This window comes from Roseovarius conchicola (genome assembly GCF_041403425.1).
GTDB lineage: Bacteria > Pseudomonadota > Alphaproteobacteria > Rhodobacterales > Rhodobacteraceae > Roseovarius > Roseovarius conchicola.
Window position 1 is genome coordinate 589,899 of sequence record NZ_JBGEHK010000001.1, and the last position, 25,205, is coordinate 615,103.

26 protein-coding genes are annotated in these 25,205 nt (G+C 59.2%); 19 read left to right on the top strand and 7 right to left on the bottom strand.

What is annotated here, in order from left to right; genetic code table 11:
- Positions 1 to 11: 11 nt before the first annotated feature.
- A complete protein-coding gene (ssb, locus tag V6N02_RS02740) occupies positions 12 to 485 on the bottom strand; it encodes a single-stranded DNA-binding protein (protein ID WP_371223953.1) in 474 nt (157 codons plus the stop codon).
- 216 nt (positions 486 to 701) lie between these two features.
- Here ssb and V6N02_RS02745 point away from each other — a divergent pair, with 216 nt between their 5' ends.
- The gene (locus V6N02_RS02745; RefSeq protein WP_371223954.1) at positions 702 to 1,286 is read left to right on the top strand and encodes a lytic transglycosylase domain-containing protein; all 585 of its coding nucleotides are present in this window, start codon (positions 702 to 704) and stop codon (positions 1,284 to 1,286) included.
- A gap of 7 nt (positions 1,287 to 1,293) precedes the next feature.
- On the opposite strand, the gene V6N02_RS02750 is transcribed toward V6N02_RS02745, so the two are convergent.
- From V6N02_RS02750 to miaA, 3 genes are all read right to left on the bottom strand, one after another.
- On the bottom strand, positions 1,294 to 2,943 hold the full coding sequence (locus tag V6N02_RS02750; RefSeq protein WP_371223955.1) for an ABC transporter substrate-binding protein: 1,650 nt from the start codon (positions 2,941 to 2,943) through the stop codon (positions 1,294 to 1,296).
- A 69-nt stretch (positions 2,944 to 3,012) separates the two neighbouring features.
- Positions 3,013 to 3,822 (bottom strand): helix-turn-helix domain-containing protein, encoded by an 810-nt coding sequence (locus tag V6N02_RS02755; protein ID WP_371223956.1) that lies wholly within the window; start codon positions 3,820 to 3,822, stop codon positions 3,013 to 3,015.
- A gap of 84 nt (positions 3,823 to 3,906) precedes the next feature.
- On the bottom strand, positions 3,907 to 4,791 hold the full coding sequence (gene miaA / locus V6N02_RS02760) for a tRNA (adenosine(37)-N6)-dimethylallyltransferase MiaA (RefSeq protein WP_371223957.1): 885 nt from the start codon (positions 4,789 to 4,791) through the stop codon (positions 3,907 to 3,909).
- A 141-nt stretch (positions 4,792 to 4,932) separates the two neighbouring features.
- Between miaA and pyrH the strand changes: the two genes are divergently transcribed.
- The 13 genes from pyrH (at position 4,933) to lpxB (ending at position 17,045) form a co-directional block, all read left to right on the top strand.
- Positions 4,933 to 5,664 carry a UMP kinase gene (gene pyrH / locus V6N02_RS02765; RefSeq protein WP_371223958.1) on the top strand — a complete coding sequence of 244 codons (732 nt, stop codon included), beginning with the start codon at positions 4,933 to 4,935 and terminating at the stop codon, positions 5,662 to 5,664.
- Positions 5,665 to 5,758: 94 nt separating this feature from the next.
- A complete protein-coding gene (gene frr / locus V6N02_RS02770) occupies positions 5,759 to 6,322 on the top strand; it encodes a ribosome recycling factor (RefSeq protein WP_371223959.1) in 564 nt (187 codons plus the stop codon).
- The gene (locus tag V6N02_RS02775) at positions 6,322 to 7,080 is read left to right on the top strand and encodes an isoprenyl transferase (protein ID WP_371223960.1); all 759 of its coding nucleotides are present in this window, start codon (positions 6,322 to 6,324) and stop codon (positions 7,078 to 7,080) included. Before frr ends, V6N02_RS02775 begins: the two co-directional genes overlap by 1 nt.
- On the top strand, positions 7,077 to 7,880 hold the full coding sequence (locus V6N02_RS02780) for a phosphatidate cytidylyltransferase (RefSeq protein WP_371223961.1): 804 nt from the start codon (positions 7,077 to 7,079) through the stop codon (positions 7,878 to 7,880). The genes V6N02_RS02775 and V6N02_RS02780 overlap by 4 nt, the downstream gene beginning before the upstream one ends.
- Positions 7,877 to 9,049, top strand: a complete 1,173-nt coding sequence (dxr, locus tag V6N02_RS02785; RefSeq protein WP_371223962.1) for a 1-deoxy-D-xylulose-5-phosphate reductoisomerase — start codon at positions 7,877 to 7,879, stop codon at positions 9,047 to 9,049. Before V6N02_RS02780 ends, dxr begins: the two co-directional genes overlap by 4 nt.
- Positions 9,050 to 9,058: 9 nt before the next feature.
- Positions 9,059 to 10,405 carry an RIP metalloprotease RseP gene (gene rseP / locus V6N02_RS02790; RefSeq protein WP_371223963.1) on the top strand — a complete coding sequence of 449 codons (1,347 nt, stop codon included), beginning with the start codon at positions 9,059 to 9,061 and terminating at the stop codon, positions 10,403 to 10,405.
- 109 nt (positions 10,406 to 10,514) lie between these two features.
- Positions 10,515 to 10,643: a hypothetical protein gene (locus V6N02_RS02795; RefSeq protein ID WP_371223964.1), complete on the top strand. Its 129-nt coding sequence runs from the start codon at positions 10,515 to 10,517 to the stop codon at positions 10,641 to 10,643.
- Between the two features lie 171 nt (positions 10,644 to 10,814).
- Positions 10,815 to 13,127, top strand: coding sequence for an outer membrane protein assembly factor BamA (bamA, locus tag V6N02_RS02800; protein WP_371223965.1), 2,313 nt, complete (start codon positions 10,815 to 10,817; stop codon positions 13,125 to 13,127).
- Positions 13,127 to 13,741 carry an OmpH/Skp family outer membrane protein gene (locus tag V6N02_RS02805; protein WP_371223966.1) on the top strand — a complete coding sequence of 205 codons (615 nt, stop codon included), beginning with the start codon at positions 13,127 to 13,129 and terminating at the stop codon, positions 13,739 to 13,741. The genes bamA and V6N02_RS02805 overlap by 1 nt, the downstream gene beginning before the upstream one ends.
- A gap of 74 nt (positions 13,742 to 13,815) precedes the next feature.
- A complete protein-coding gene (gene fabZ, locus V6N02_RS02810) occupies positions 13,816 to 14,280 on the top strand; it encodes a 3-hydroxyacyl-ACP dehydratase FabZ (RefSeq protein WP_371223967.1) in 465 nt (154 codons plus the stop codon).
- A gap of 4 nt (positions 14,281 to 14,284) precedes the next feature.
- Complete coding sequence (gene lpxA, locus V6N02_RS02815) at positions 14,285 to 15,088, top strand: acyl-ACP--UDP-N-acetylglucosamine O-acyltransferase (RefSeq protein WP_371223968.1); 804 nt, start codon at positions 14,285 to 14,287, stop codon at positions 15,086 to 15,088.
- Between the two features lie 2 nt (positions 15,089 to 15,090).
- Entirely contained in the window at positions 15,091 to 15,897 is an 807-nt protein-coding gene (locus V6N02_RS02820; RefSeq protein ID WP_371223969.1) for an LpxI family protein, read from the top strand.
- Entirely contained in the window at positions 15,897 to 17,045 is a 1,149-nt protein-coding gene (lpxB, locus tag V6N02_RS02825; protein WP_371223970.1) for a lipid-A-disaccharide synthase, read from the top strand. The genes V6N02_RS02820 and lpxB overlap by 1 nt, the downstream gene beginning before the upstream one ends.
- Before the next feature lie 28 nt (positions 17,046 to 17,073).
- Here lpxB and mnmA read toward each other — a convergent pair whose 3' ends face one another.
- Entirely contained in the window at positions 17,074 to 18,219 is a 1,146-nt protein-coding gene (gene mnmA / locus V6N02_RS02830; protein WP_371223971.1) for a tRNA 2-thiouridine(34) synthase MnmA, read from the bottom strand.
- A 173-nt stretch (positions 18,220 to 18,392) separates the two neighbouring features.
- Here mnmA and sciP point away from each other — a divergent pair, with 173 nt between their 5' ends.
- The 5 genes from sciP (at position 18,393) to V6N02_RS02855 (ending at position 24,314) form a co-directional block, all read left to right on the top strand.
- Complete coding sequence (gene sciP / locus V6N02_RS02835) at positions 18,393 to 18,671, top strand: CtrA inhibitor SciP (RefSeq protein WP_371223972.1); 279 nt, start codon at positions 18,393 to 18,395, stop codon at positions 18,669 to 18,671.
- Between the two features lie 95 nt (positions 18,672 to 18,766).
- Entirely contained in the window at positions 18,767 to 19,483 is a 717-nt protein-coding gene (gene ctrA / locus V6N02_RS02840) for a response regulator transcription factor CtrA (protein ID WP_371223973.1), read from the top strand.
- Between the two features lie 123 nt (positions 19,484 to 19,606).
- Entirely contained in the window at positions 19,607 to 21,874 is a 2,268-nt protein-coding gene (ligA, locus tag V6N02_RS02845; RefSeq protein ID WP_371223974.1) for an NAD-dependent DNA ligase LigA, read from the top strand.
- Positions 21,871 to 23,961 carry an ATP-dependent DNA helicase RecG gene (gene recG / locus V6N02_RS02850; protein WP_371223975.1) on the top strand — a complete coding sequence of 697 codons (2,091 nt, stop codon included), beginning with the start codon at positions 21,871 to 21,873 and terminating at the stop codon, positions 23,959 to 23,961. The genes ligA and recG overlap by 4 nt, the downstream gene beginning before the upstream one ends.
- A 230-nt stretch (positions 23,962 to 24,191) precedes the next feature.
- Complete coding sequence (locus V6N02_RS02855) at positions 24,192 to 24,314, top strand: hypothetical protein (protein WP_371223976.1); 123 nt, start codon at positions 24,192 to 24,194, stop codon at positions 24,312 to 24,314.
- Between the two features lie 203 nt (positions 24,315 to 24,517).
- On the opposite strand, the gene V6N02_RS02860 is transcribed toward V6N02_RS02855, so the two are convergent.
- Both V6N02_RS02860 and V6N02_RS02865 read right to left on the bottom strand, forming a co-directional pair.
- Positions 24,518 to 24,709 (bottom strand): hypothetical protein, encoded by a 192-nt coding sequence (locus V6N02_RS02860; protein ID WP_371223977.1) that lies wholly within the window; start codon positions 24,707 to 24,709, stop codon positions 24,518 to 24,520.
- A 19-nt stretch (positions 24,710 to 24,728) separates the two neighbouring features.
- Positions 24,729 to 25,184, bottom strand: coding sequence for an iron-sulfur cluster assembly scaffold protein (locus V6N02_RS02865; RefSeq protein ID WP_371223978.1), 456 nt, complete (start codon positions 25,182 to 25,184; stop codon positions 24,729 to 24,731).
- Positions 25,185 to 25,205: the final 21 nt, after the last annotated feature.

Below are 25,205 nucleotides of genomic sequence, written 5' to 3' on the forward strand. Positions count from 1 at the left end.
GTATCTTTCGATCAGAACGGGATTTCGTCGTCGATATCGCCGCGGTCTGAAACAGGCGCGCTGGACGGGCCGGGGTCGCCATACCCGCCGCCTTGGCCGCCACCGCCATATCCTCCGCCGCTGCCGCCTTCATTGCGGCCATCCAGCATGGTTAAGGTTCCACCATAGCCCTGAAGCACCACCTCGGTTGAGTAGCGATCCTGGCCGGATTGATCCTGCCATTTGCGGGTCTGTAATTGACCTTCGATGTAAACTTTGGAGCCTTTGCGCAGATATTGCTCTGCGATGCGCACCAGACCTTCCTGGAAGATCGCGACCGAGTGCCACTCGGTCCGTTCTTTGCGCTCACCGGTATTGCGGTCTTTCCATGTCTCGGAGGTCGCAATGCGCAAATTGCACACTTTGCCGCCATTCTGAAAAGTACGCACTTCGGGGTCACGGCCCAGATTGCCGATAAGGATAACTTTGTTAACGGATCCGGCCATTCTGACCTCCTGCTGATTCACGGTTTGTCTAACTTAGCAGTGGTTACACCACCCCATCGCGGTGAAGGAAAGGTAAAAATCCCAGATAAAATTCGCTCTTTTTCTGCAGGATGTCGCCAATTTGGCTTAGGGTTCTGGAATTTCAGCCAGAATCACGTATAGTTACGTCCGATTAGGGTTTGGGGACATTTGCCCGTTATGAAATTTACAACGATTATGCTTTTGTCGGCAGGGATGATTTTGCCCGGTGTTGCTCAGGCGGATATTTTTTCGTCGAAAAGCCGCACGAAGCTGTTCAAATCGCAGACCAGCGTTCTGGATACGCGGGCCAATGAGCAGTATAAAAGCTCGGTACGCCTGCAGCCCAAGAAGGTGATCACGCCCACGAAATGGGGCAACAATGACGGCCTGCCGACGCGGGGTTACTCGGGCAAGTATCGTGGTAAGTTCATGCAAATGGCGCGCGATGCCGCGCGGCGCAATAATGTACCCGAGGACCTGTTCTTGCGCCTGGTGCAGCAGGAATCAAACTGGAAGCCCACGGCACGTTCGCACAAAGGCGCGATTGGTCTGGCGCAGTTGATGCCGGGCACAGCCTCGGTGCTGCGGGTCAATCCGCATGACCCTTATCAAAACCTCGATGGGGGCGCACGCTATCTGGCCGAGCAATATCGCACCTTCGGGTCATGGCGCCTTGCGCTGGCGGCCTATAACGCTGGCCCCGGGGCAGTGATCAAATACGGCGGTGTGCCACCGTTCAAGGAAACCCGGAATTACGTGCGGAAAATCTGGGGCAGCTAGGCCTGGTTCAGGCGGCAAATCCGATCTTATAAAGATGAATTTCATGCGATGGATGCTTGTCCGCGTTCACCAGCGTGCCGTTGTGATGATTGTAAAGCGTGCGCCAGAAGGGCTGAATTATCACAGCTTCATCGCGCAGAATGGTCTGTAGCCGACGCATGATATCACGGCGTTTGGTGGCATCGGCCTCGGCCATGGCTTGATCCAGCAGCGCGTCAAACTCGGCATTTGCAAAGCCGGATTCGTTCCAAACGGCCCCGCTGCGATAGGCCAGACCCAGCACCTGAACCGCCAGTGGGCGATGGTTCCACTGAGTCAGCGAAAACGGGTAATCTCGCCAGTTCTGCCAAAAGTCACTACCGGGCAGGATCGAACGTTTCACAGCAAACCCTGCATCGCGCAGTTGGGCAGCCACGGCATCGCCGGTGTTGCGCTGCCATTCGTCGTCGATGGTGATCAGGTTGTGTTCGAATTCAGCCTGTCCAACCTCGTTTTTTAGCGTCTGCGCTTCGGCTGGATTATACTCGGCAGGGCCGATATCGGCATAAGAGGGGTGAACAGGGCTGACGTGATGATTGGCCGCCACCGTACCGCGCCCCGAATAACCCAGTTCCAGGCAAATCTCGTTATCGACGGCCAGGGCCAATGCGCGGCGCATGCGTAGGTCGCTATAGGGGCGCTCATCGCCAGCATCCGCTGTCTGATTGGCCCGGATCACGCAGGTGGCGGCGGTTTCGGCTCCTGACTTCACCCAGCCCTGAGTGTCCATCACATCAATGAAATCACCGACTGTTTCATAGAGCAGATCGACCTCACCGGCCTCGGCAGCGGCCACCCAGTTAGAGGGATCTGTCCCGTAATCAAGGAACTCCACCCGATCGAGATAGGGACCGCCAAACACCTCTGTGCCCCACCATGTATGATCAGGATGGCGTTCCAACACGCATTTCTCACCCACGATCAGTTCAACGGGGCGGAAGGGGCCTGTGCCAATGCCGTGGTCAAACGGATTCCCGTCATCATAGCTTTCGTGCATGATGGCGGCCGGATAATCCGACAGATTGGCCACAAGTGTCACATCCGGCGCGCTGAGTGTAAGAGTGAGTTGATGATCGTTTTCAACGCTTACGGCGTCACTGCGAAGTTGCCCTGTGGCGGCGTCTATCAACCCCGGAAAACGGCTGGACATCGAATTGCCGGGCGCGGTGCTGTCACACCAGCGCGCCAGATTGCGCGCCACATCGGCAGCGGTGAAGGGATCGCCATTGTTCCAAGTCACGCCCTGACGCAGTGTGAGGGTATAGCGGGTAGCGTCGTCATTGACCTCCCAGCTTTCCAGCAACATTCCGCGAAAGCTGCCATCGCCTTCATATTCCACCAGGTATTCAAGGAAACCCCGGGTTTGATTGCCCAGCTCGCTCCAATCATAACTGCGCGGATCGCGCATCGGGCGCACACTTTGCTGAATGCGCAGTGTACCGCCCTGACGAATTTCTGTCTGGGCTTTGACCGGGCTTGGAAGACCGATCAAAGCGCCCGCACTTGCCGCAGACACCCCCAGTGCGGTCATGCGACTTAAGAATTCGCGACGCGACAGGCGGTTGGCCTGATAATCCTTGGCATAAGTCTGGGCAGCAGGGGACAGGGATGCGGTCATTTTGTCTTCCGGGCTAGGTAGATATGCGCGCGACACTACAGGGCATCGCGCTGCGCCACCAGCCCCGGATCACGCCACATTTGCGTGAGGTTCTGATCGCGCGCGCTTGCGCAGTGCCGATGGTGTCAGGCCGGTGTGATGTTGCACGAAGCGCGAGAAATATCCGGCACTGTTGAACCCCAGCCGGGCTGCAATTTGTGCGATAGGTTGATCGCCCCGCTCGAGAAAGGTGCGCGCGGCATGCAAGCTGCGCTGGGTCAGCAGGTCCGAGGCGGTCAGGCCCGCGCAGTGTCGGCAGGTGCGGGTCAGATGGGTCGGCGTAACACCCAGCGTCTGGGCGTAATCCGCCATCGGCCGGCCCGTGGTGTAGTCGCGTTCAATCAGGGCGGCATAAGCCCTCACCAGACGTTCGGCGGCGCTGAGCTTCGGAGGTGAGGATTCCTCGGCGATCATCGCGCGTCGTAACCAGATCGTCAGCAGCGCGCCTTGGGCATTCAACCCTTCGTCCATGAAGGGACGCTTGTTGTTCTGCTCGCGCTGCATCGCTTCCAGAATGCCGGTCAGTTCGGCCTGCGCCTGCACCTCCCGAATGCGCAAAAGCGTCGGCGTATCGGGCATCAACAGCGGGCCTTGGGCGGGCACGAGACAGACAAGGCCAAATGTTTGCTTGTTAATCTCGATTGAAAATGGCGTACCTGCGGGGATCGCAAGCGCGGTGTGCACGCCAAAGCCGCGCCGGATACCCTCAATGACACAGCGGCCCTGACCACGGGTTTGCCAGATCAACGTATGATCGGTGCAGCTGTGTTGAAGCTCCATCGACCAGTTTGCGCCACCGGCCCATTGGGTGACGGTCAGTATTCGGGGGTGATGGGACAAATGCGGCCTGCCAAGTGAAATCAGTTCGGTTTTTACAGATTTGACAGACAAATATGGCCTTGTCAGGGAAAAAAGTTGAAAATTCTAAAGTTTGGCGGGATCCAGCCGGTGCCATGCGCCCATTCGTGCCCGAAACCATGTGCGTTGTCGCTTGGCAAACTGGCGGGTCGCGATGGTGGCCTTTTCGCGGGCCTGATCCAGTGTCAGATCGCCGTGCAGATGGGCGATCAGTTCAGGCGCGCCAATCGCCTTGGCCGAAGGCAGGGCCGGGTCCCAGTGGCAGAGGTTTGCACGCGCCTCGTCCAGGGCGCCGGAGGCCAGCATCTGATCAAACCGGGCGGCAATACGGCTGTTCAGCCAGTCTTTGCCGGCATCGAGCAAGATTGGCATACAGTGATCCAGCGGCAGGAGGGGGGGAGGCGTGTCGGCGTGCCAACTGGCCAACCCGCGCCCGGTGGTGGCCTTTACCTCCCACGCGCGCTGAACGCGCATCGGGTTTTGCAGATCGATCTTGTCGCGTGTGGCGGGATCAAGCGCCGAGATCATCGCGTCCAAACCCTGATCGCGCAGCATCGCATCGGCCTTGCGGCGAATATCGCCGGGGGTTTGCGGGATTTCTGCCAATCCATCGGTCAGGGCGGCGAAGTACAACCCGGTGCCGCCAACGATGATCGGGCGCTGCGGGCCACCAAGCAAGGGGGCCAGTTCGCGCAGCCACTCGCCAGCAGAGTAGGGCTGATCATACGCGATGTGACCGAACAGGTGATGAGGGGCGGTGGCCTCGTCCTCGGCGCTTGGTCGGGCAGTTAGCACGCGCCAGTTGGCATAGATCTGAATCGCGTCGGCATTGACGATCACACCACCGCCCTGTGCCGCGATCTTCATTGCCAGCGCCGATTTGCCCGAGGCCGTTGCCCCGGCAATCAACACGGGGCGGTCGGTCGGGATATCCAAGTCAAACCCGTTCATCCCGCCGGATTAACCAAATTTAGCCGCAGGTGCGAGGCGGATTTGTGTAATTTCATCTACGGTGCCGACTCTGCGATTGAACCTTGCGCCCAATTCCGACATCTTGCGCGCAAATCTGACATTCAAGTGAAAGTGCTGCCCATGGCCGACGTCAACATCCCCGCCGCAAGTTTCAAACGTGTCATGCTGAAAATTTCAGGCGAGGCGTTGATGGGGGATCAAGGGTTCGGCTTGCATCCGCCGACGGTCGAGCGGATCGCGCGCGAGGTGAAAAGCGTTCATGACATGGGTGTCGAGATCTGCATGGTCATCGGCGGTGGTAACATCTTTCGCGGGTTGCAGGGCAGCGCGCAGGGGATGGAGAGGACAACGGCCGATTACATGGGGATGCTGGCCACGGTCATGAACGCGCTGGCCATGCAAAGCGCGCTGGAACAGGAAGGCGTGTTTTGCCGGGTGATCACCGCCATTCGTATGGATGAAGTGGCCGAGCCCTATATTCGCCGTCGCGCCGTGCGACACCTTGAAAAAAAGCGGGTTTGCATCTTTGCCGCGGGCACCGGCAACCCTTATTTCACAACCGATACGGCCGCCACGCTGCGCGCCAACGAAATGGCCTGCGAGGCGATCTTCAAAGGCACTAAAGTGGACGGTGTTTATGACAAGGATCCGATGCAGCATGAAGACGCGGTGCGCTATGATACTGTCACCTATGACGATGTGCTGGCCAAACATCTCAAGGTGATGGACGCCAGCGCAATCGCCCTTGCGCGCGACAACAACCTGCCGATTATCGTCTTCAGCCTCGATGAACCCGGCGGGTTCAAAGGCATCCTTGCGGGTGAAGGCACCTATACGCGGGTACAGGACTAAGGCCACCGCGACCTGGCGCATGGAAGTCCTATACATTCCAACCCACGTCGCTTAGAAAACGGTCTCAAGATGAAAAACAGCGATTGAGGACGGCATGGCTGAGGAATTTGAGCTCGATACGGGTGATCTGGAACGCCGGATGGACGGGGCCATGACCTCGCTGAGAAGTGAATTTGCGTCGTTGCGCACGGGTCGGGCGTCGGCCTCGATGCTGGAACCGGTGATGGTAGATGCCTACGGCGCGATGACGCCGATTAATCAGGTGGGTACCGTTAATGTGCCCGAGCCACGCATGGTCACCGTCAATGTCTGGGACAAGGGGCTTGTGGGCAAGGTGGAAAAGGCCATCCGCGAAAGCGGGCTTGGCATCAATCCCCAGTTGAATGGCACGATCATCATGCTGCCGATCCCCGAGTTGAACGAAGAACGTCGCCGCGAGTTGACCAAGGTTGCCTCGCAATATGCGGAGAACGCCCGCGTGGCGGTGCGCAATGTGCGCCGCGACGGGATGGATCAGATCAAGAAGGCAAAAGCAGACGGCATGTCCGAGGATGACCAGAAATTCTGGGAAGACGAAGTTCAGGAAATGACCGACCGCCACATTGGCATGATCGACGACGCGCTTGAGACCAAACAAGCCGAGATCATGCAGGTCTGATGGCAGACAGCACCGACACCACCGGCGCTAAGACACGTGAGGGTTCACCGGTGCCCGGGGGACCACGCCATGTGGCGATCATTATGGATGGCAATGGACGGTGGGCGCAGGCGCGGGGGCGACCGCGTTTGTTTGGACACCACGCCGGCGCGCGCCGGGTGCGTGAAATTGTCAGCGCCTGTCCTGACCTCGGCGTCGAGTATCTGACCATCTTCGCGTTTTCGACGGAAAACTGGAAACGGACCCAAACCGAAGTCGCGGGCCTGATGAGCCTGTTTCGCCGCTATATCATGAAAGAGATGCAGGAGTTCGTGAAGGAAAACGTGCGGGTGCGGTTCATCGGGGATCGTCCGCGTCTGGACAAGAAATTACGCAGCCTGATGGACGAGGCCGAGGCGATGACCAGGGGCTGCACCGGCACCAACGTGACCATCGCCCTGAACTACGGGGGACGTGACGAGGTGTCGCGCGCCACCAAACGGTTGGCGCAGGATGTCGCAGACGGGCGGCTCGATCCCGCGGATGTGGATGAGGAAACGCTTCCAAAGTACTTGGATACCTATGTTTTACCAGATCCAGACCTCGTCATCCGGACCAGCGGCGAAGCGCGGATTTCCAACTTTCTGCTCTGGCAGTCGGCCTATGCAGAATACGAATTTATCGACACGCTCTGGCCCGATTTCACCCGCGAGGCGTTTACCGAACTGCTCAGTGGCTATGGCGCGCGGGATCGCCGGTTTGGGGCCGTGCCTGCATGAGTGCAGATGCGAAATGGTCTGACCTGGTACCGCGGGTTTTGTCGGCTGTGCTGCTTCTGGCGGTTTGCGGGGTCGAGATCTACGTTGGAGGCCTACCGTTCAGCGTACTTGTGTGGATTGCCTGTGGTCTGATGACCTGGGAATTGGCGCGGATGTTCAAGGCGCGCTTTCCCATCGCGTTGGCGCTGTTGAGCTCAGTTGTGCTGTGCGTGGCGGAGAAGCTGCCGCTTGTAATCGAAAGCACTGCCATGTCTCTGCCGCTGATGCTGGCCGCGGTGTTGGTCGGTATCGGGCAGGTGCCCAGGGATCGCGCGATTTACGGGCTGTTCGCAATCTGGATCATGGCGGGCTGCTATGCGTTTCTGGTGCTGCGGCATCTGGCGGGGCTGGAGTGGTTCGTCTGGCTGGTCGCGGTTGTCGTCATCTCGGATGTGCTTGGCTATTTCGCGGGCCGATTGCTGGGCGGCCCGAAGTTCTGGCCGCGTGTCAGCCCCAAGAAAACATGGTCGGGAACGGTGGCCGGCTGGATCGGCGCGGCGGTGATCGGTGTTATCTTTGGCCTGTTGGTGAAACCGGATATTGGCCTGTTCGGGCTGGCCGTCATTTCGGCCGTCGCGGCTTTTGCCGGGCAAATGGGCGATATTGCCGAAAGTGCCGTGAAACGCCGGGTCGGGATCAAAGACAGTTCGTCCCTGATCCCGGGCCATGGTGGATTGCTGGATCGGTTCGATGCGATGCTGGGGGCCTCGGCCTTCGTATTTGTTCTCTGGTTGATCGCCGCCGTGCCGGAGGTTGTATGAAACGCGTCAGCATACTTGGGGCAACAGGGTCGATTGGGCAGAACACTATTGATCTGATCAAACGCGCGTCGGGTCGTTTTGATGTCGTGGCCCTGACGGGTGGGCGCAATATCAAGCAATTGGCCGAGGATGCCATTGCCCTTAACGCCGATGTCGCCGTGACGGCTTTTGATGACTTGCTGGACGATCTGCGCGCCGCCCTCGGCGACAGCGGTGTCGAAGCGGCAGCGGGGCAGGCGGCCCTGGTCGAGGCAGCGACACGCCCGGCGCAATGGGTGATGTCGGCGATTGTGGGCGCGGCCGGTTTGCCCCCCGGCTTGGCCGCTTTGGAACAGGGGGCGACCCTGGCGCTGGCCAACAAGGAATCGCTTGTTGCGGCGGGACCGCTGCTGATGCGGACAGCGCGGGAAAACCATGCCCGCATCCTGCCGGTGGACAGCGAACATTCGGCGATTTTCCAATCCTTGGTGGGCGAGGACATGGCCGCGGTTGAGCGGGTTGTGATCACCGCCAGTGGGGGCGCGTTTCGTGACTGGCCTTTGGAAGACCTGGCCCATGCGACGCTGGAGCAGGCGGGCAGCCATCCGAATTGGGACATGGGCCAGCGGATAACCATCGATTCCGCTTCGATGTTCAACAAGGCGCTGGAAGTGATCGAGGCGCGCGAGTTCTTTGGATTCACACCCGAGCAGATCGAGGTGCTGATTCATCCTGAAAGCACGATTCACGCGATGGTCGGATTTTGCGATGGTGGATTTATCGCCCATGTCGGCCCGCCCGATATGCGCCATGCGATCGGCTATGCCCTGAACTGGCCGCAGCGCGAGGCGTTGCCCGTCGAAAAGCTGGACCTGGCTGCATTGGGGCAGCTGACCTTTCGCGAACCCGACCTGGCGCGGTACCCGGCCCTGCGGCTGGCGCGCGATGTGATGGAGCGGCGGGGCCTGTCGGGGGCGGTGTTCAATGCGGCCAAGGAACGGGCGCTGGATCACTTCATCGCCGGGCGCATCGGGTTTTTCGCCATGAATGGCCTTGTCGAAGAGGTGCTAAACCGTATCAGCGCCGATGCATCCCTTCTTGATGCCGAGATAACCCTTGATCAGGTTGGGCATGTGGACCATCTGTCTAGAACCTGCGCCGATGATGTCGTGCGCGCGCAATCAAGTTAGGACTATGGCGTGGACCTTCTGACTATTCTTCCGCAATTCGGCAGTGTTTTCTTCACGATTGTGGCGTTTATCCTCGCATTATCGGTGATTGTCGCGGTGCATGAATATGGCCACTACATCGTCGGGCGCTGGTCCGGCATAAAGGCCGAGGTGTTTTCGCTCGGCTTTGGCCCGGTGTTGTTTTCACGGATGGATAAGCATGGCACCAAGTGGCAATTCGCGATGCTGCCTTTTGGCGGCTTCGTGAAGTTTCTGGGCGATTCCAATGCCGCCAGTGCCAATGCCGAGGATACAACCACCGAAATGTCGCCCGAGATGCGTCGCCAGACCATGCTGGGTGCACCGCTGTGGGCCCGCACGGCCACGGTTGCGGCCGGGCCGATCTTCAACTTCATCCTGTCGATTGTTGTCTTTGGCGCCGTGATGATGGCGGATGGGAAGTCCATCGTTCCGCTGGTTGTGGATGAGATGCGTCCCCTGCCGGTTGAGGGGATCACACTTGAGCCGGGCGATCAGCTGATCTCGGTGGCGGGAACGGCGCTGCCAGCCTTTGATGACCGTGATGCGTTCGAGAATTTTGTCGACTCGCTGCCGGCCGCGCCGCTGCTGGACTATGTGGTGACGCGGGATGGGCGCGAAGTGACGGTGCAAGGCCCGTACCCGATGCCGCCGGTCGCTCTTCAACTTGCGCCCAAATCGGCGGCCTTCTCGATTGATATGCGGCCCGGCGATGTGATCGTCGAGGTGGACGGCGCCCCGATCTATGCCTTTGCCGAACTCCAGGAGATAGTCGAGGGGTCCGAAGGTCGGGTTCTGCAAATTAAGGTCTGGCGCGACGGAGAATTGATTGACTTTGCCCTAGCGCCGCGGCGGGTGGATGAACCGCTGTCCGAGGGCGGATTCCAGACCACGTATCGCATCGGCATCTCGGGCGGTTTTGCCTTTGAAGCCGCGACCGAGCCGTTGGGTCTCGTTGGTGCCGTGACAGGCGGGGTCGAGCAGACCTTCGGTGTGATCAGCGGGTCGGTGTCAGGGCTTTATCACATGATCACTGGCGCGATCAGCAGCTGCAACATGTCAGGGCCGATCGGAATCGCGCAAGTCTCTGGGGCGATGGCCAGCCAGGGGGCGCAAAGCTTTATCTGGTTTATCGCGGTGCTGTCGGCGGCGGTGGGTTTTCTGAACCTGTTGCCGATCCCGATCCTGGATGGTGGCCACCTTGTGTTTTATGCGTATGAGGCTGTCGCGCGCAAACCTCCCAGCGAAAACGCGTTGCGCATCATGATGACGGTGGGGTTGACCCTTGTGTTGGGCTTGATGGTGTTTGCCATCACCAATGACCTTTTCTGTCCCTGATTTTCCGGTCGGGTGGGTATACGCCCTGATTTCGCCACAATTGCACGTGTAGTTCCGCCACAATTGGTGGGCATTTTGTGCCTAGTGGTGGAAAAGAAGAACAGAACCAATGCAACACATCGTAAGCGGATATCGCGGGCTGCGCCTGCTGTTCAACCTGAACCTGGACCGGATGCTGTTTCTGGGTGCCTTGGGGGCTGCTCTTTTGATGGGCGCGTACCTGGGGTCGAACTTCTGATTTCGTAGCTCACTTGCGGGCAACGAAACACCACTCTGAATCTTTCCGAAATTGCCGTTTTGACAAGCTCAGACAGACGCGGTACTGACATCTTATTGGGGTGTCGGACTGGGCGAAAATATGTATAATAATGGCCGAGGACGCACCGAACAGGCTACAGGTGTAGGGCACATGACAGGATTGATCAGAGCGGTATTTTTTACAGTTATAACGGCAGCTTGTCTTCTTTCGCCGCAAGATGCATCAGCGCAGAATTACCGCTTCAACTCGGTTTCGATCGAAGGCAATCAGCGGGTCGAGGCTGCAACCATTCTCAGCTACGCCGGAATCGCCCGCGGCGAGACGGTATCCGCAGCTGATCTGAATGACGCCTTCCAACGCATCCAGGCCAGCGGCTTGTTCGAGAGCGTTGCGATTGAACCCCAAGGCAGCCGTCTGGTGATCACCGTTCGGGAATATCCGACCATTAACAAGGTGGCCTTCGAAGGCAATAAACGGCTGAAAGACGAAGATCTTGAAGGGTTTATCGAAAGCCGCTCGCGCCAGGTGTTCAGCCCCACCAAGGCGGAACGAGACGCCGCCGTAATCACCGAAGCCTACGAGCAAAACGGCCGTATCTCGGCGCGTGTCACGCCCCGCATCATTCGACGCAGTGATAATCGTGTCGACTTGGTGTTCGAAGTTTTTGAAGGCCGTCAGACCGAGGTGAACCGGATCGGTTTCGTCGGCAACCGTGCCTACTCGGATCGTCGCCTGCGCCGAGCCATTGACAGCAAGCAGGCGGGTTTGCTGCGGGCCATCATCGGACGGGATACGTTCGTTGAAGATCGCGTCGAATTCGATAAGCAATTGCTGACCGATTTTTACCAGGCGCGCGGCTATGTCGATTTCCGGGTCACTGGCACAAACGCCGAACTGGCGCAGGAGCGTGACACTGTTTTCGTGACGTTCAACGTTCAGGAAGGCCAACAGTTCCGCTTTGGCGAGATCACCACCGTCAGCGAGATGGAAGGTGCGGACGCCGAGGATTATCAGGACGTGCTCAAGATACGTCCCGGTATTGTCTATTCTCCTACGCTGGTTGAGAACTCGATCGCCCGGATGGAGCGGCTGGGTGTGAAACAAGGCCTCGATTTCCTGCGGGTCGAGCCACGCATCACGCGCAATGACCGCGAGCTGACACTGGATGTCGAGTTTGTTCTGACCAAGGGGCCGCGGGTGTTCGTCGAGCGTATCGATATCGAGGGCAACACCACCACGCTGGATCGTGTCATTCGTCGTCAATTCGATGTGGTGGAAGGTGACCCGTTCAACCCGCGCCGCATTCGCCAATCGGCCGAGCGGATCCGCGCCCTACGGTTTTTCTCGAATGCGGATGTGGACGCCCGTGAAGGATCACGCCCGGATCAGGTTGTGGTCGATGTCGATGTCGAGGAAACTACCACCGGGACGTTGTCGTTCGGTATCAGCTATTCGACCAATGGCGGGGTCGCGGCGACGGCGGGATTCAGCGAACGCAATTTCCTTGGCCGCGGTCAGCGGCTGAGCGCGCAAATCACCGGATCGTCCGACAATCTCAACTATTCGTTGGATTTCGCAGAGCCCGCCTTTCTGGGGCGGAATGTCGAGTTCGGGTTTGCCAGCTCGCTAACGGAAACCTCGAGCGATACGAACGAGCTGTTTGACTCGATCACCGGCGCGCTACGTCCGAGCCTGACCTTTCCGGTGAGCGAGAATGGCCGCCTGTCAGTGTTCTATTCGGCGCTCTATGGTGAAATGGACGACTATACGGGTGCATTCCCGGATGACCCGCTCACTGCTGTAAACGAAGGTGGTATTATCGCCTCCGAAGTCGCGCGGGGCGGCGAGTTTGCTAGCGCGATTGGCTACAGTTACAGCTATGATACCCGCCGTACCGGGTTGAACCCGAATGCCGGTGTGCTGTTGTCTTTCGGTCAGGAATTTGCAGGTCTTGGTGGTGATCAGGATTTTGTTAGAACAAGCGCCCGGATCATCGGCCAGACTCGCGTGCTGAACGAGGAAGTTGTGCTGCGGGCCACGCTCGAAGGCGGCGCCCTGAATTTCCTTAATGGTCAGGAAAGCCGGACGATTGACCGGTTCCGGCAGCAGGTCATTCGCGGGTTCGAGCCCAACGGGATCGGCCCGACAGAAGGGACCGAGCATCTGGGCGGGGATTACTATGCCGCGTTGAAATTTGAAGCGGAGTTCCCGCTCGGGCTGCCGGATGAGTATGGTGTCTCGGCAGGTGCGTTTTATGATATCGGTGCAATCTGGGGCGTGGATACCACCAACGCGACTGGTCCCCTGGCGTCGACCGGGTTCAATGATCGCCATGTTGTGGGTCTGTCTCTTTTCTGGGAATCACCTTTCGGACCACTGCGCATGAACTTCTCGCATGCTCTCAAGAAAGAGCCGGGCGACATCGAGCAGACCTTTGACCTGACGGTCAGATCCCAATTCTAATGCGACAGGCTGCGATTGGCATTCTCGCCAGTGCACTTATGGCCGCGGCGGTCCCCGGACCATTGCAGGCGCAGGATGTCGGGGTTGTGCAAAGCGAGATTCTGGTGCTTGACCCGGACCGTCTTTTTACGGAAACGCAGTTTGGTCAGCGGCTGAACACCGAGTATCTGAAGCAGCGTGACGTGATCATTGCCCGCAATCGCCAGTTGGAAACCGAGTTGGAGGCCGAAGAACAGGCCCTGACGGATATGCGGGCTGAAAAGACGCCAGAAGAATTCAAGGCGCTGGCCGATGCGTTCGATGAAAAGGTACAGGAAATCCGCCGTGATAGCGACCGTACCGTGCGTGATCTGGAGCTGAGCCGGGAACGCGCACCGGTCATTTTCATGCGAACAGTCGAACCGATCCTGGGGCAGTTGATGCAGGATGCGAATGGCGTCGTCGTGCTGGATGTGCGCAGCGTGCTGTTGCGGAGTAACGTGGTCGATATCACCGATGTCGCGATTTCCCGCATCGATCAGCAGATCGGCACCGGTCCAAGCAACCAGAACGCGCCCACACCTGAACCCTCCGATCCGGATCAATCAACACCGGACGCGTCACCCGAGCAATAAACGGTCTATCGCTTGCCCGCCCGAAGGGCAATTGATAGGACAACGGGACACGTGCCCAGGTGAAAGGACCCCTTATGACCGCGCCGCAAACCACCGCTGATATCACTCGCATCCAGCGGCTGATCCCGCATCGCTATCCCTTTCTCTTGGTGGACAAGGTTGTGGATATGGACGGGTACGCCACGGCTAGGGGCATCAAGAATGTCACCATGAACGAGCCGCATTTTCAGGGCCATTTCCCGGGCAAACCGATCATGCCGGGCGTCACGATCGTCGAGGCGATGGCCCAGACGGCGGCCGTAATGGTGGGGGCTGCCCTTGGCATGGAAGACAAGAACCTGCTGGTCTATTTCATGTCTATCGATAAATGCAAATTCCGACGCATGGTGGTGCCTGGCGATGTGCTTGAAATGAAATTGACCACTCTGCGTGGAAAACCCGGTGGCAAGGTGTGGAAGTTCAGCGGTGTGGCCGAAGTCGACGGCGAAATGGCCGCCGAGGCTGAGTTCACAGCGATGATGGATCTGGGCGCGGGATAAGCCGATGACAGAGCAGGGCGAAACCACGATTCATTCCAGTGCGGTCATTGAAGACGGGGCCCAGCTCGGGCAGGGCGTCTCGATCGGGCCGTTCTGCCATGTCGGCTCCGAGGTTCGGCTAAGTGATGGCGTCATCTTGAAATCCCATGTGGTGGTCACCGGTCAGACCGTGATCGGCGACGAGACCACGATCTATCCGTTTTCCTGCATTGGCGAAGTGCCCCAGGATCTGAAGTTCAAGGGTGAAAAGACCCGGCTGGAGATCGGTGCGCGTAACCGAATCCGTGAACACGTCACCATGAATGCGGGAACGGATGGCGGCGGTGGCGTCACCCGGATCGGTGACGACGGGTTGTTTATGGCGGGCTGTCACGTGGCCCATGATGTGCAGATCGGCGACCGGGTGATCGTGGTGAACAGCGCAGCATTGGCAGGCCACTGCATTGTCGAAGATGATGTGATCATCGGAGGTCTTTCAGGTGTGCATCAATTCGTGCGTATCGGGCGCGGCGCGATTATAGGCGCCGTGACGATGGTGCCGAACGACGTGATTCCCTATGGCTTGGTGCAGGCCCCGCGCGGTGAACTGCACGGATTAAACCTGGTCGGCCTGAAACGCCGCGGTGTGGCACGCGATGATATCACCGCGCTCAGGGCCGCGTTTCAGATGCTGGCGCAGGGCGAGGGTGCCTTTCAGGACCGTGCCCGCCGTCTGGGCGAGGAAACCGACAGTGACTATGTCCGAAACATCGTCGATTTCATCACCGGGGCCAGTGATCGGTCGTTCCTGACACCGGGGTCCAGCTGATCATGGCGTCGGATCTGGCCCTTCTGGCCTGTGGCGGGGCGCTTCCTATTCAGATCGCCGAGGCACACCCCGATGTCCTGCGCTTGTCTCTCAGAGGTATTCCGCATCAATTGGGGGATACCACGCAAGAGCATCGGATCGAACAGATGGGTGCCATGTTCGAGGCGATGAGAGCGGCTGGCGTGACCCGCATTGTCTTTGCCGGTGGGTTGGCGCGGCCGGAACTGGACCCCTTTGCGTTGGATGCTGTCACGATTGGAATCGCGCCGCGTCTGATGGCCGGGTTCAAGGCCGGGGATGATGCGCTTCTCAGCGAGGTCATCGACATTTTCGAAGAGCAGGGGTTCGCTGTTATTGGCGCGCATGAATTGTTGCCTGTACTTACCGCGGACGAGACGCTGAAAATCGGCATTGAGCCAAGTGCCGACGATCTCAAGGACGCGGATCGCGCCTGGGACATCCTGAATGCGCTCTCGCCTTTGGATGTGGGGCAGGGCTGTGTGGTGGCTGCCGGGCAGTGTCTTGGGATAGAAACAGTGCAGGGCACCGACGCGTTGCTGCGTTTCGTCAGCCAAACCGAGGAGCGATTGCGGCAAGGAGCCAAGGGTGTGTTCGTGAAGGCGGCCAAGCGCGGTCAGGACTTGCGCGTCGATATGCCCGCGATTGGCCCCAAGACGATTGAGGCTGTCGCGCAGGCTGGCTTGGCCGGGTTGGTGATCGAGGCCGGACGCGTGATGATCCTCGACCGCGACGCAACCCTAAAGGCCGTTGAAGATGCGGGGCTTTTCCTGTCCTCGCGGGTGATGTGATGCGGGTCTTTCTGGTGGCCGGAGAGCCATCAGGCGACAAGCTGGGTGCGGCCCTGATGGCCGGGTTGAAGTCCCTCGGCCCGGTGGAGTTTTCCGGCTTGGCCGGGCCGTTGATGCAGGCCGAAGGGATGGACAGCCTGTTTCCCATGGACGAGTTGAGCGTGATTGGTATATCGGAAATCCTGCCGAAATACCTGCATCTGCGCCGCCGCTTGCACCAGACGGCCGAGGCCATATTGGAGGCTAAACCGGACGTCTTGATCACTATCGACAGCCCCGAGTTCTGTTTGCGCCTCGCCAAGCTGGTGAAGGCCAAAAGTGACATCAGAACAGTTCATTATGTGGCGCCGTCCGTCTGGGCGTGGCGTCCGGGGCGGGCCAAAAAGATGGCCCCCTATATTGATCAGGTTCTTGCACTGCTGCCGTTTGAGCCGCCTTACATGGAGGCGGAAGGCATGGATTGTGATTTTGTCGGTCATCCGGTCGTGGCCGAATCCGCGCCCAGTGCGGAGCAGGTACAGGCGTTCCGGGATCACCATGGATTTGGCGAGAATCCTGTCTTGCTGGTCTTGCCGGGGTCTCGCCGGTCTGAGGTCCGCCGACTGGCTCCAATCTTTGGTGAGTCCCTGCGGCTGGTCTTGGAGAAACACCCGGGTCTACACCTTGTGGTTCCGACCACCAGCGGGGCGGCGGCGGTGTTGGAAGAAAGCCTGCCATCCTGGCCCAAAGCCCCTGTCGTTCTGTCACCGAATGACATGAGGGATGATGATTATCTTCTTGAAAAGAAATGTGCTTTTCATGCCGCGAATTTTGCGCTGGCCGCCTCTGGCACCGTGTCCCTTGAATTGGCGGCGGCGGGCACCCCCATGGTTATCGCTTACGACGCCGCTTGGCTGACCCGTCAGATCATCGCCGCGATGCTGAAGATCGACACGTTGACGCTGGTCAATCTGATCTCAGACACCCGCGCAATTCCGGAATTCAACGGCAAGGACTGCCGCCCTGAACTGATCGGCCCCGGCGTTTTGGCGATGATCGAGGATCACGCGGCGCAAACCGACGCGATGACACTAACAATGGATCGCTTGGGCCGAGGCGTTGAAGCGCCGGGCTTGCGGGCTGCAAAGGCTGTGATGAAACGCTTGTGAGTAACCCGGTGCCGGGTTGAAACCCGGGTTACCCGGTATGCCCGCGCCAGATCCAGCCGCCGCCCAAGATTCGACTGCCGCCGGTTTCGTAGAATACGCAGGCCTGACCGGGCGAGACTCCTTCTTCCGGCGTCAGCAATTCCACCTCGGCCTCGGTTGCGCTGATCGGGCGGATGATTGCCTCGCGCGGAGGGCGGGTCGAGCGAACTTTGACAGATACATGTCGCTCCGCCTCGCTCTCGAACGGGGTATCGCCCAGCCAATTGATCTCGCGCACTGGTATCACCCGGGTCGAAAGCAGCTCTTTCGGCCCGACGATAACCTGTTTGGCATCCACGTCCAGTTTGACCACATAGAGCGGGTCAGACAGCCCGCCGATGCCAAGGCCGCGGCGTTGTCCGATCGTGTAATGGATCACGCCGTTATGGGTGCCCAAAACACTGCCATCCACATCGACAATCTCGCCGGGTTCAGCGGCACCGGGGCGGAGCTTTTCAATCACCGAGGCATAGTTGCCGTTGGGCACAAAGCAGATGTCCTGACTGTCGGGTTTATCGGCCACCACCAGCCCGTATTTAGCGGCCAGTTCCCGCGTTGCTTCTTTCGAGGGCAGGTGGCCCAACGGGAAGCGCAGAAAGCTGAGCTGTTCGGGCGTGGTGGAGAACAGGAAATAGCTTTGGTCGCGCGCGGCATCTACAGCGCTGTGCAACTCGGGGCCGTTGGCACCTTCTTTGCGCTGAATATAATGGCCCGTCGCCATGCAATCGGCGTCCAGATCGCGCGCGGTTTCCAGCAGATCCTTGAATTTCACCCGTTCATTGCAGCGGATACAGGGAACAGGTGTGGCGCCGGCCAGATAGCTGTCGGCAAACTCGTCAATCACCGCATCCTTAAAAATGTTCTCATAATCCAGAACGTAATGCGGAAAGCCCATGTCCTCGGCCACGCGGCGCGCATCATGGATGTCCACGCCAGCACAGCAGGCGCCTTTCTTTGCCAGCGCCGCACCGTGATCATAGAGTTGCAGCGTCACGCCGACCACGTCATAGCCTTCCTCGGCCAGTTGCGCGGCCACGACGGAACTGTCCACACCGCCCGACATCGCCACAACGACACGCGTTTGCGAGGCTGGCTTGGCAAATCCAAGCGAGTTCAGGGGGTGATCCAGTGACATCCAATCCTCCGGGGGCTTCTGCCGCGCTATATAGGGTGGAAAGCGGCAGGGGGGAAGAGTGCGGCGAACACATGAGTTTTGGGGAAAATCCTAATCATTCAAAATCGCCATTTCATTTGGCGTTAAGCCTGACGGCGCAGGATATCTCCAGAGCATGAGCAAAGGTGCCAAGGATGTATCTCAAGAAAGTGGATGGGCCCCGCATGGTGACCCTGCCGGATGGCAAAACCATGACACAGGCGGATTTGCCTCAGGCAAACACAGGGCGTTGGGTCGCCTCGCGCAAACTCGCAGTGGTGCGCGGGGTGGTCTATGGGCTGATTTCTCAGGCCGAAGCACTCAAGCGTTATGACCTCAGCGAGGAAGAGTTTCTTGAATGGGTACGGGCTGTTAGCCTGCATGGCGAAGAGGCGCTTAAGGCCACAACGGTGAAAGACTATAGACAACCATAAGTAGAATTCGCTAAATGTTCTCCGAAGGTAACCAGTAGTTAACCATTATTCGCCACGTTGTTTTCAGACACATTGATAACCTGCGGAGAATCCCTATGCGTGTGCTGTTGGTCGAAGACGATCCCACAACCTCGAAAAGCATTGAATTGATGCTGACCCATGCCAACCTGAACGTCTATACGACCGACCTGGGTGAGGAGGGGATCGATCTGGCCAAGCTTTATGATTACGATCTTATTCTGCTTGATCTGGGTCTTCCGGATATGGATGGCCATGATGTGCTGCGCAAATTGCGCATGGCACGGATTGATACGCCGGTTCTGATCCTTAGCGGGGCAGATGATAATGAAAACAAGATCAAGGGCTTCGGGTTCGGCGCGGACGACTATCTGACCAAACCGTTTCACCGTGAAGAATTGGTGGCGCGGATTCATGCGATCATCCGGCGCTCGAAAGGCCATTCGCAATCGATCATTCGCACCGGCAAAATCAACGTCAATCTCGACGCCAAGACCGTGGATGTGGAAAACAAGACCGTGCATCTAACCGGCAAGGAATATCAGATGCTGGAGCTGCTGAGCCTGCGCAAAGGCACAACTTTGACGAAAGAGATGTTCTTGAACCATCTCTATGGCGGCATGGATGAACCGGAACTGAAGATCATTGACGTGTTCATCTGCAAGTTGCGCAAGAAGCTGAGCGAGGCGACGGGCGGGAACAATTACATCGAAACCGTCTGGGGCAGGGGTTATGTTCTGCGTGACCCTGAACCCAGCGAGATCGACGATCAACGCGTGGCGGTTGGGGCCTGACTTTTGCGCAGGGGCGCTGCCGCCGCTGCCCGCGATTGCCGAGGCTGGACCTTGGACCCTCGCAGGCCTATCACTTGAACAGAAATGGGGGCGCTTAAGCCCCTGACGTTCAGGGGAAGGCCGATGCAAGACAGCATCTCCGAAACAGGTTTTGACAAGATTGCGGTTGAGGCGCTGAGCGAAGCTGAAGCCAGCGCCGAACTGGCGCGTCTCGCCAGGGAGATCGCCGCGGCCAACACCGCGTATCACACACAGGACGCCCCCGATCTTTCCGATGCCGCCTTTGATGCGCTCAAGGCACGCAATGCGGCAATCGAGGCACGCTTTCCCGATCTGAAACGCGATGACAGCCCCAGCGAACAGGTGGGGGCGTCCCCGGCTGACGGGTTTTCCAAGGTCACCCATGCAGTGCGCATGCTCAGCCTGTCCAATGCGTTTGATGTCCAGGATATCTCTGAGTTTGATGACCGCGTTCGCCGTTATCTCGGTGTGAATGCGGATGCGCCGCTGGCCTATACATCCGAACCCAAGATTGACGGTCTTAGCCTGACCCTGCGTTATGAAGGGGGCGACCTCGTGCAGGCCGCGACAAGGGGCGATGGCAGCGTTGGCGAAAACGTCACGGCCAATGCCCGAACCATTGACGACATTCCGACCCGGATTGATGAGGCACCCGATGTGTTGGAAGTGCGCGGTGAAGTCTACATGAGCCACGCGGATTTCGAGGCGCTGAACATGCGGCAGGCGGAGGCCGATGCCAAAGTCTTTGCCAACCCGCGCAATGCCGCCGCAGGATCATTACGCCAGCTTGACGCGACCATCACCAAATCACGCCCGCTCAGGTTCTTTGCCTATGCCTGGGGCGCGTTGAGCACCCCATTGGCCGACACCCAGATGGGGGCGATTGAAAGATTGGCAGAGCTGGGTTTTCAAACCAACCCGCTGACGGCACTGTGCGACGGGCCAGATGCGCTGCTGGCACAGTATGCCAGGATCGAACAGGCCCGCGCCACGTTGGGATATGATATCGACGGCGTCGTCTATAAGGTCAACGATCTGGGCTTGCAGGGGCGGCTTGGCTTCCGCTCGACTACCCCGCGTTGGGCGATCGCACATAAGTTCCCGGCGGAGCTGGCCTGGACCCGGCTGGAGGGGATCGACATCCAGGTGGGCCGCACCGGCGCGCTGAGCCCGGTGGCACGCCTGCAGCCCGTAACAGTGGGCGGGGTCGTGGTTTCGAATGCCACTCTTCACAACGAGGATTACATTGCCGGGCGCGATAACACCGGTGCTGAAATACGCGGCGGCAAGGACATCCGTGTCGGTGACTGGGTGCAGGTCTATCGCGCCGGAGATGTGATTCCGAAAGTCGCGGATGTGGACCTGTCCAAACGGCCCGATGACGCCGCGCCCTACGTCTTCCCCGACATCTGCCCGGAATGTCAAAGTGCCGCGATCCGTGAAGACGGGGATGCCGTGCGTCGCTGTACCGGGGGGCTGGTCTGTCCGGCGCAGGCGGTGGAAAAGTTGAAACACTTTGTATCCCGCGCGGCGTTTGACATCGAAGGGCTGGGGGCCAAACAGGTCGAGCAGTTTTACTCGGATGGCTGGATCGCCGAGCCGGCAGATATTTTTACGCTGCAAGAACGGTACGGGCAGGGCCTGCAACAGTTGAAGAATCGCGAAGGGTGGGGTGACAAAAGCGCCGAGAACCTTTTTCAGGCCATTGAAGACAAACGCGAAATCCCCCTGAAACGGCTGATTTTTTCGCTGGGCCTGCGCCATGTGGGTGAGGTGGCGGCCGCTGATCTGGCACGTCATTTCGGGACTTGGAGCGCGCTTGTGCAGGCCGTGGATGCGGCTGCTCCGGCGGCTGCTCGTCATCTTGAAGCGGATGCTGCTGAGGTATCGGAGCGACAAGCCGCCGCGCGAGAGGGACGGCGCGCGCGGATCAAACCGACGCGCGATGCAATCTGGGAGGGGCTTGACCCTGCTGCCAAATCGGCATGGGACGACCTGACCGGGATTGACGGGATCGGGGCCACCGTGGCTGTTGCCCTGATCACCAGCCTGCAGCAAGAGGCCGAGCGCGCTTCGATCAACCGGTTGACCGACGCGTTGGACATTCAGGATGACGACACGCCTGTCAGCACCGACAGCCCCGTGGCAGGCAAAACCGTCGTCTTTACCGGCACTCTTGAAAAGATGACGCGTGCCGAGGCCAAGGCGCGTGCCGAGGTGTTGGGCGCAAAGGTGTCGGGCAGTGTGAGCGCCAAGACCGATCTGCTGGTCGCCGGGCCGGGGGCTGGCTCGAAGGCCAAGAAGGCTGCGGATCTTGGCATTGAGACGCTGGACGAAGATGGCTGGCTGGCCCTGATCGAGGGCGCATGACGGGTCGTCCTGAAATCCTGTTTCCGCTGTTTGCGGACCTTGAGACGCTGGATGGCGTCGGCCCCAAAACCGCCAAGCTGCTTGAGGCGCTTGAGATCACCAAACCGCGCGACCTGTTGGTCACTTTGCCTCAATCGGGTGTCGACCGGCGCAAACGGGAGACCGTGCAAGGCGCGGATTTGCCCGGTGTGGTGACGGTGGAGGTAACGGTGGGCCAACACCGCGCTGCACCGCGCAAGGGAGCGGCCTATCGCGTGATCGTCGAGGATGTCGCGACCACCTTCCAGCTGGTGTTTTTCCATGCGCGCGAAGATTACCTCAAACGCATCCTGCCGACGGGTGCGCGCCGCGTTGTGTCAGGGAAGGTCGAGTTGTTTGATGGCATGGCCCAGATGGTGCACCCCGATCACATTCTCGAACCGCACGAGGCCGCGGATATTCCCGAATTTGAGCCGGTCTACCCGCTGACGGCGGGGGTCACCCAGAAAACCATGCGCAAGGCGGTTTTGTCGGTACTGACCCGCACGCCTGAGCTGACCGAATGGATAGACCCGGTGCAAAAGGCGCAGGCCGGATGGCCCGATTGGCACGAAGCCATCGCCACTGCCCATGCGCCGGACGAGATGCAGGACCTTTCACCGGCGCATCCGGCCCGTGAACGGCTGGCCTATGACGAATTCATGGCCCATCAACTGACCCTCGCTTTGGCGCGCACCCAACTGCGCCGGGCCAAGGGGCGCGCGACGGTGGGCACCGGGGAGTTACAGGCGAAAGTGCTGGAAGAGCTACCCTATGCCCTGACTGGCGCCCAGACCCGCGCGATTGCCGAAATTGCGTCCGACATGGCCGATCCGCATCGGATGAACCGGCTGTTGCAGGGCGATGTGGGGGCAGGCAAAACGCTGGTGGCGTTCAAGGCGCTGCTGATCGCGGTCGAGGCTGGCGGGCAGGGCGTGATGATGGCCCCAACCGAAATTCTGGCCCGCCAACATCTGGAAGGGTTGCGCCCCTTGGCCGAAAGTGCTGGCGTGGTTCTGGATATCCTGACAGGGCGTGACAAGGGGGCCGAACGCCGTGCGAAGCTGGCGGCGCTGGCCGAGGGAAAAATCCAGATATTGGTGGGCACCCATGCGGTGTTTCAAAAGGACGTGGAGTTCGGCGACCTGCGCCTTGCAATTGTCGACGAACAGCACCGGTTTGGCGTGCGCCAGAGGCTTGAACTGGGCCGGAAAGGCGCGCAGGCTGATACGTTGGTTATGACCGCCACGCCGATTCCGCGCAGCCTGGCGTTGGCGCAATATGGCGACATGGATGTCAGCGTGCTGGATGAAAAGCCACCCGGTCGCAAACCCATCAAGACAGCATTGGTCAATCAAGGCCGGATGGATGAAGTTGTCGACCATCTGCGCAAGGCAATTGGCGAGGGGCGTCAGGCTTACTGGGTCTGCCCGCTTGTGGAAGAGAGCGAAGTGATTGATCTGTCCAGCGCCACGGACCGTTTCCAACGGCTGCGTGCCGCTTTGGGCGAGGGCAAGTTGGGGCTGGTGCATGGTCAGATGCCGCCCGAAGAAAAAGATGCTGCCATGGCTGCGTTTCAACGGGGTGACACCTCTGTGCTTGTGGCGACCACTGTCATCGAGGTGGGTGTGGATGTGCCCAATGCGACGATCATGGTGATCGAGCGCGCCGAGAGCTTTGGTCTGGCCCAGCTGCACCAGTTACGGGGGCGGGTTGGCCGCGGTTCGGAGGCTTCGACCTGTTTGCTGATCTATCAACCGCCATTGAGCGAGGGTGGGCAAAAGCGGCTGGAAACCATGCGGGAGACCGAAGATGGCTTTGCCATTTCAGAGGTCGATTTGCAGATGCGTGGCGCGGGCGATCTGATCGGGACAGCGCAGTCGGGCCTGCCACGGTTCCGCGTGGCCGATATCGAGCGGCAAAGCGCCCTGATGGCGGTGGCTCAATCAGATGCGCGCAAACTGATGGCAGATGATCCCGGGCTGACTGGCGCACGCGGACAAGCAGCCCGTGTTCTGCTTTGGTTAATGGAGCAGGACCAGGCCATCCGGTTGATCAGCGTCGGGTGAGGGGGCTGCCGTATGCAATCCCGTATTGCATCAGGCGAACACACCATGCCCTGTGGATATGGTAGGCGCCGGAAAACACACCGCAGAAAGTGACGGTTTTTTGTTTAAGATCAATGTGTTGACTTGGTTAATCTCAAAAAGTTCGCAAATGTTCTCAAAAAGTTCTTTACAAGTTCGCCTCAAAATGAGAACAAAGAAGCAACAAAAGTGAGAACATTGAGGAGATGACCATGATTGAAGATATCAAATCCGCCGCGATCCGGTCGCAGAACACGTTGCTGGAAGATGCTATTGGTGCGGTGGCATTGGTGGTCACTCTGATCGTTGGTCTCTATCTGCCCGGTTTGATTTAAAGTTTCTGCCTGCGACGTTCCGTGCCGTATGTGCCTTGCATCTCCTGTCCCCAACATATGATGCACCTTGACTGACTTTGCCTAGTCCACTGTCCCACGAGGGGTTAGCCTCAACCTCCCCTCAGGCACCAAAAGGGTCCCCACGGAACAGAGCTTTCCTTCCGCCGCCATCCCTCCGGATGCGCGGCGGTTTTTTTGTAGGGTTATGGCTTGCGGCCGGGGCGGTGTACCCAGGCAGGGATCATGAAGAAAATACAAGCGATCAGGAAAGCCAGGCTCGCCAGAATTCCAATCACGTCGCCAGACTTCCAGGTGCCCCACAGGAAGAACACTGCCGAGACGGTGAACAATACCCAGCCGGTGAAATTGAAAGACCAAACGGTGCGGGGTGACATGGCTTCGCGTCCGCTTTGTTCAGGCGCAGGAGCTTTTGGCCGCGATGCTGTCCAGCGCCTCAACAGAGGCCTCCAGCGTCAGCATGATCGAGGCATGACGGTTCTTGTAGTCCCGCGCAGGCTGCAGGACGGCCAACCCGTCAAAAGGCGCGTTGGGCACAGGTCCATCGTTTTTCAGCATGGCTTTCAGCTCATCGCGCGCCGCGCGGACCTGATCAGGGGTGCATCCAAGGATGGCCCCGCCAACCACACTTGCCGCAGCCTGACCCAAGGCGCAGGCTTTCACGTCCTGCCCATAGCCGGTGATCACCTCGTCGGCGAGTTCCAGATCAACGGTCACGGTGGACCCGCAAAGTGGCGCACGTTTCTTGACCGTGGCATCCGGTGCCTCCAGCCGCGACAGATGCGGAATATCCGCAGCAAGGGCCAGAATTTGGCCGGAATACAGTTTGATCAAGTCTGGCTGGTCGCTCATGGCTTTCCCTTTCGTCTCAGA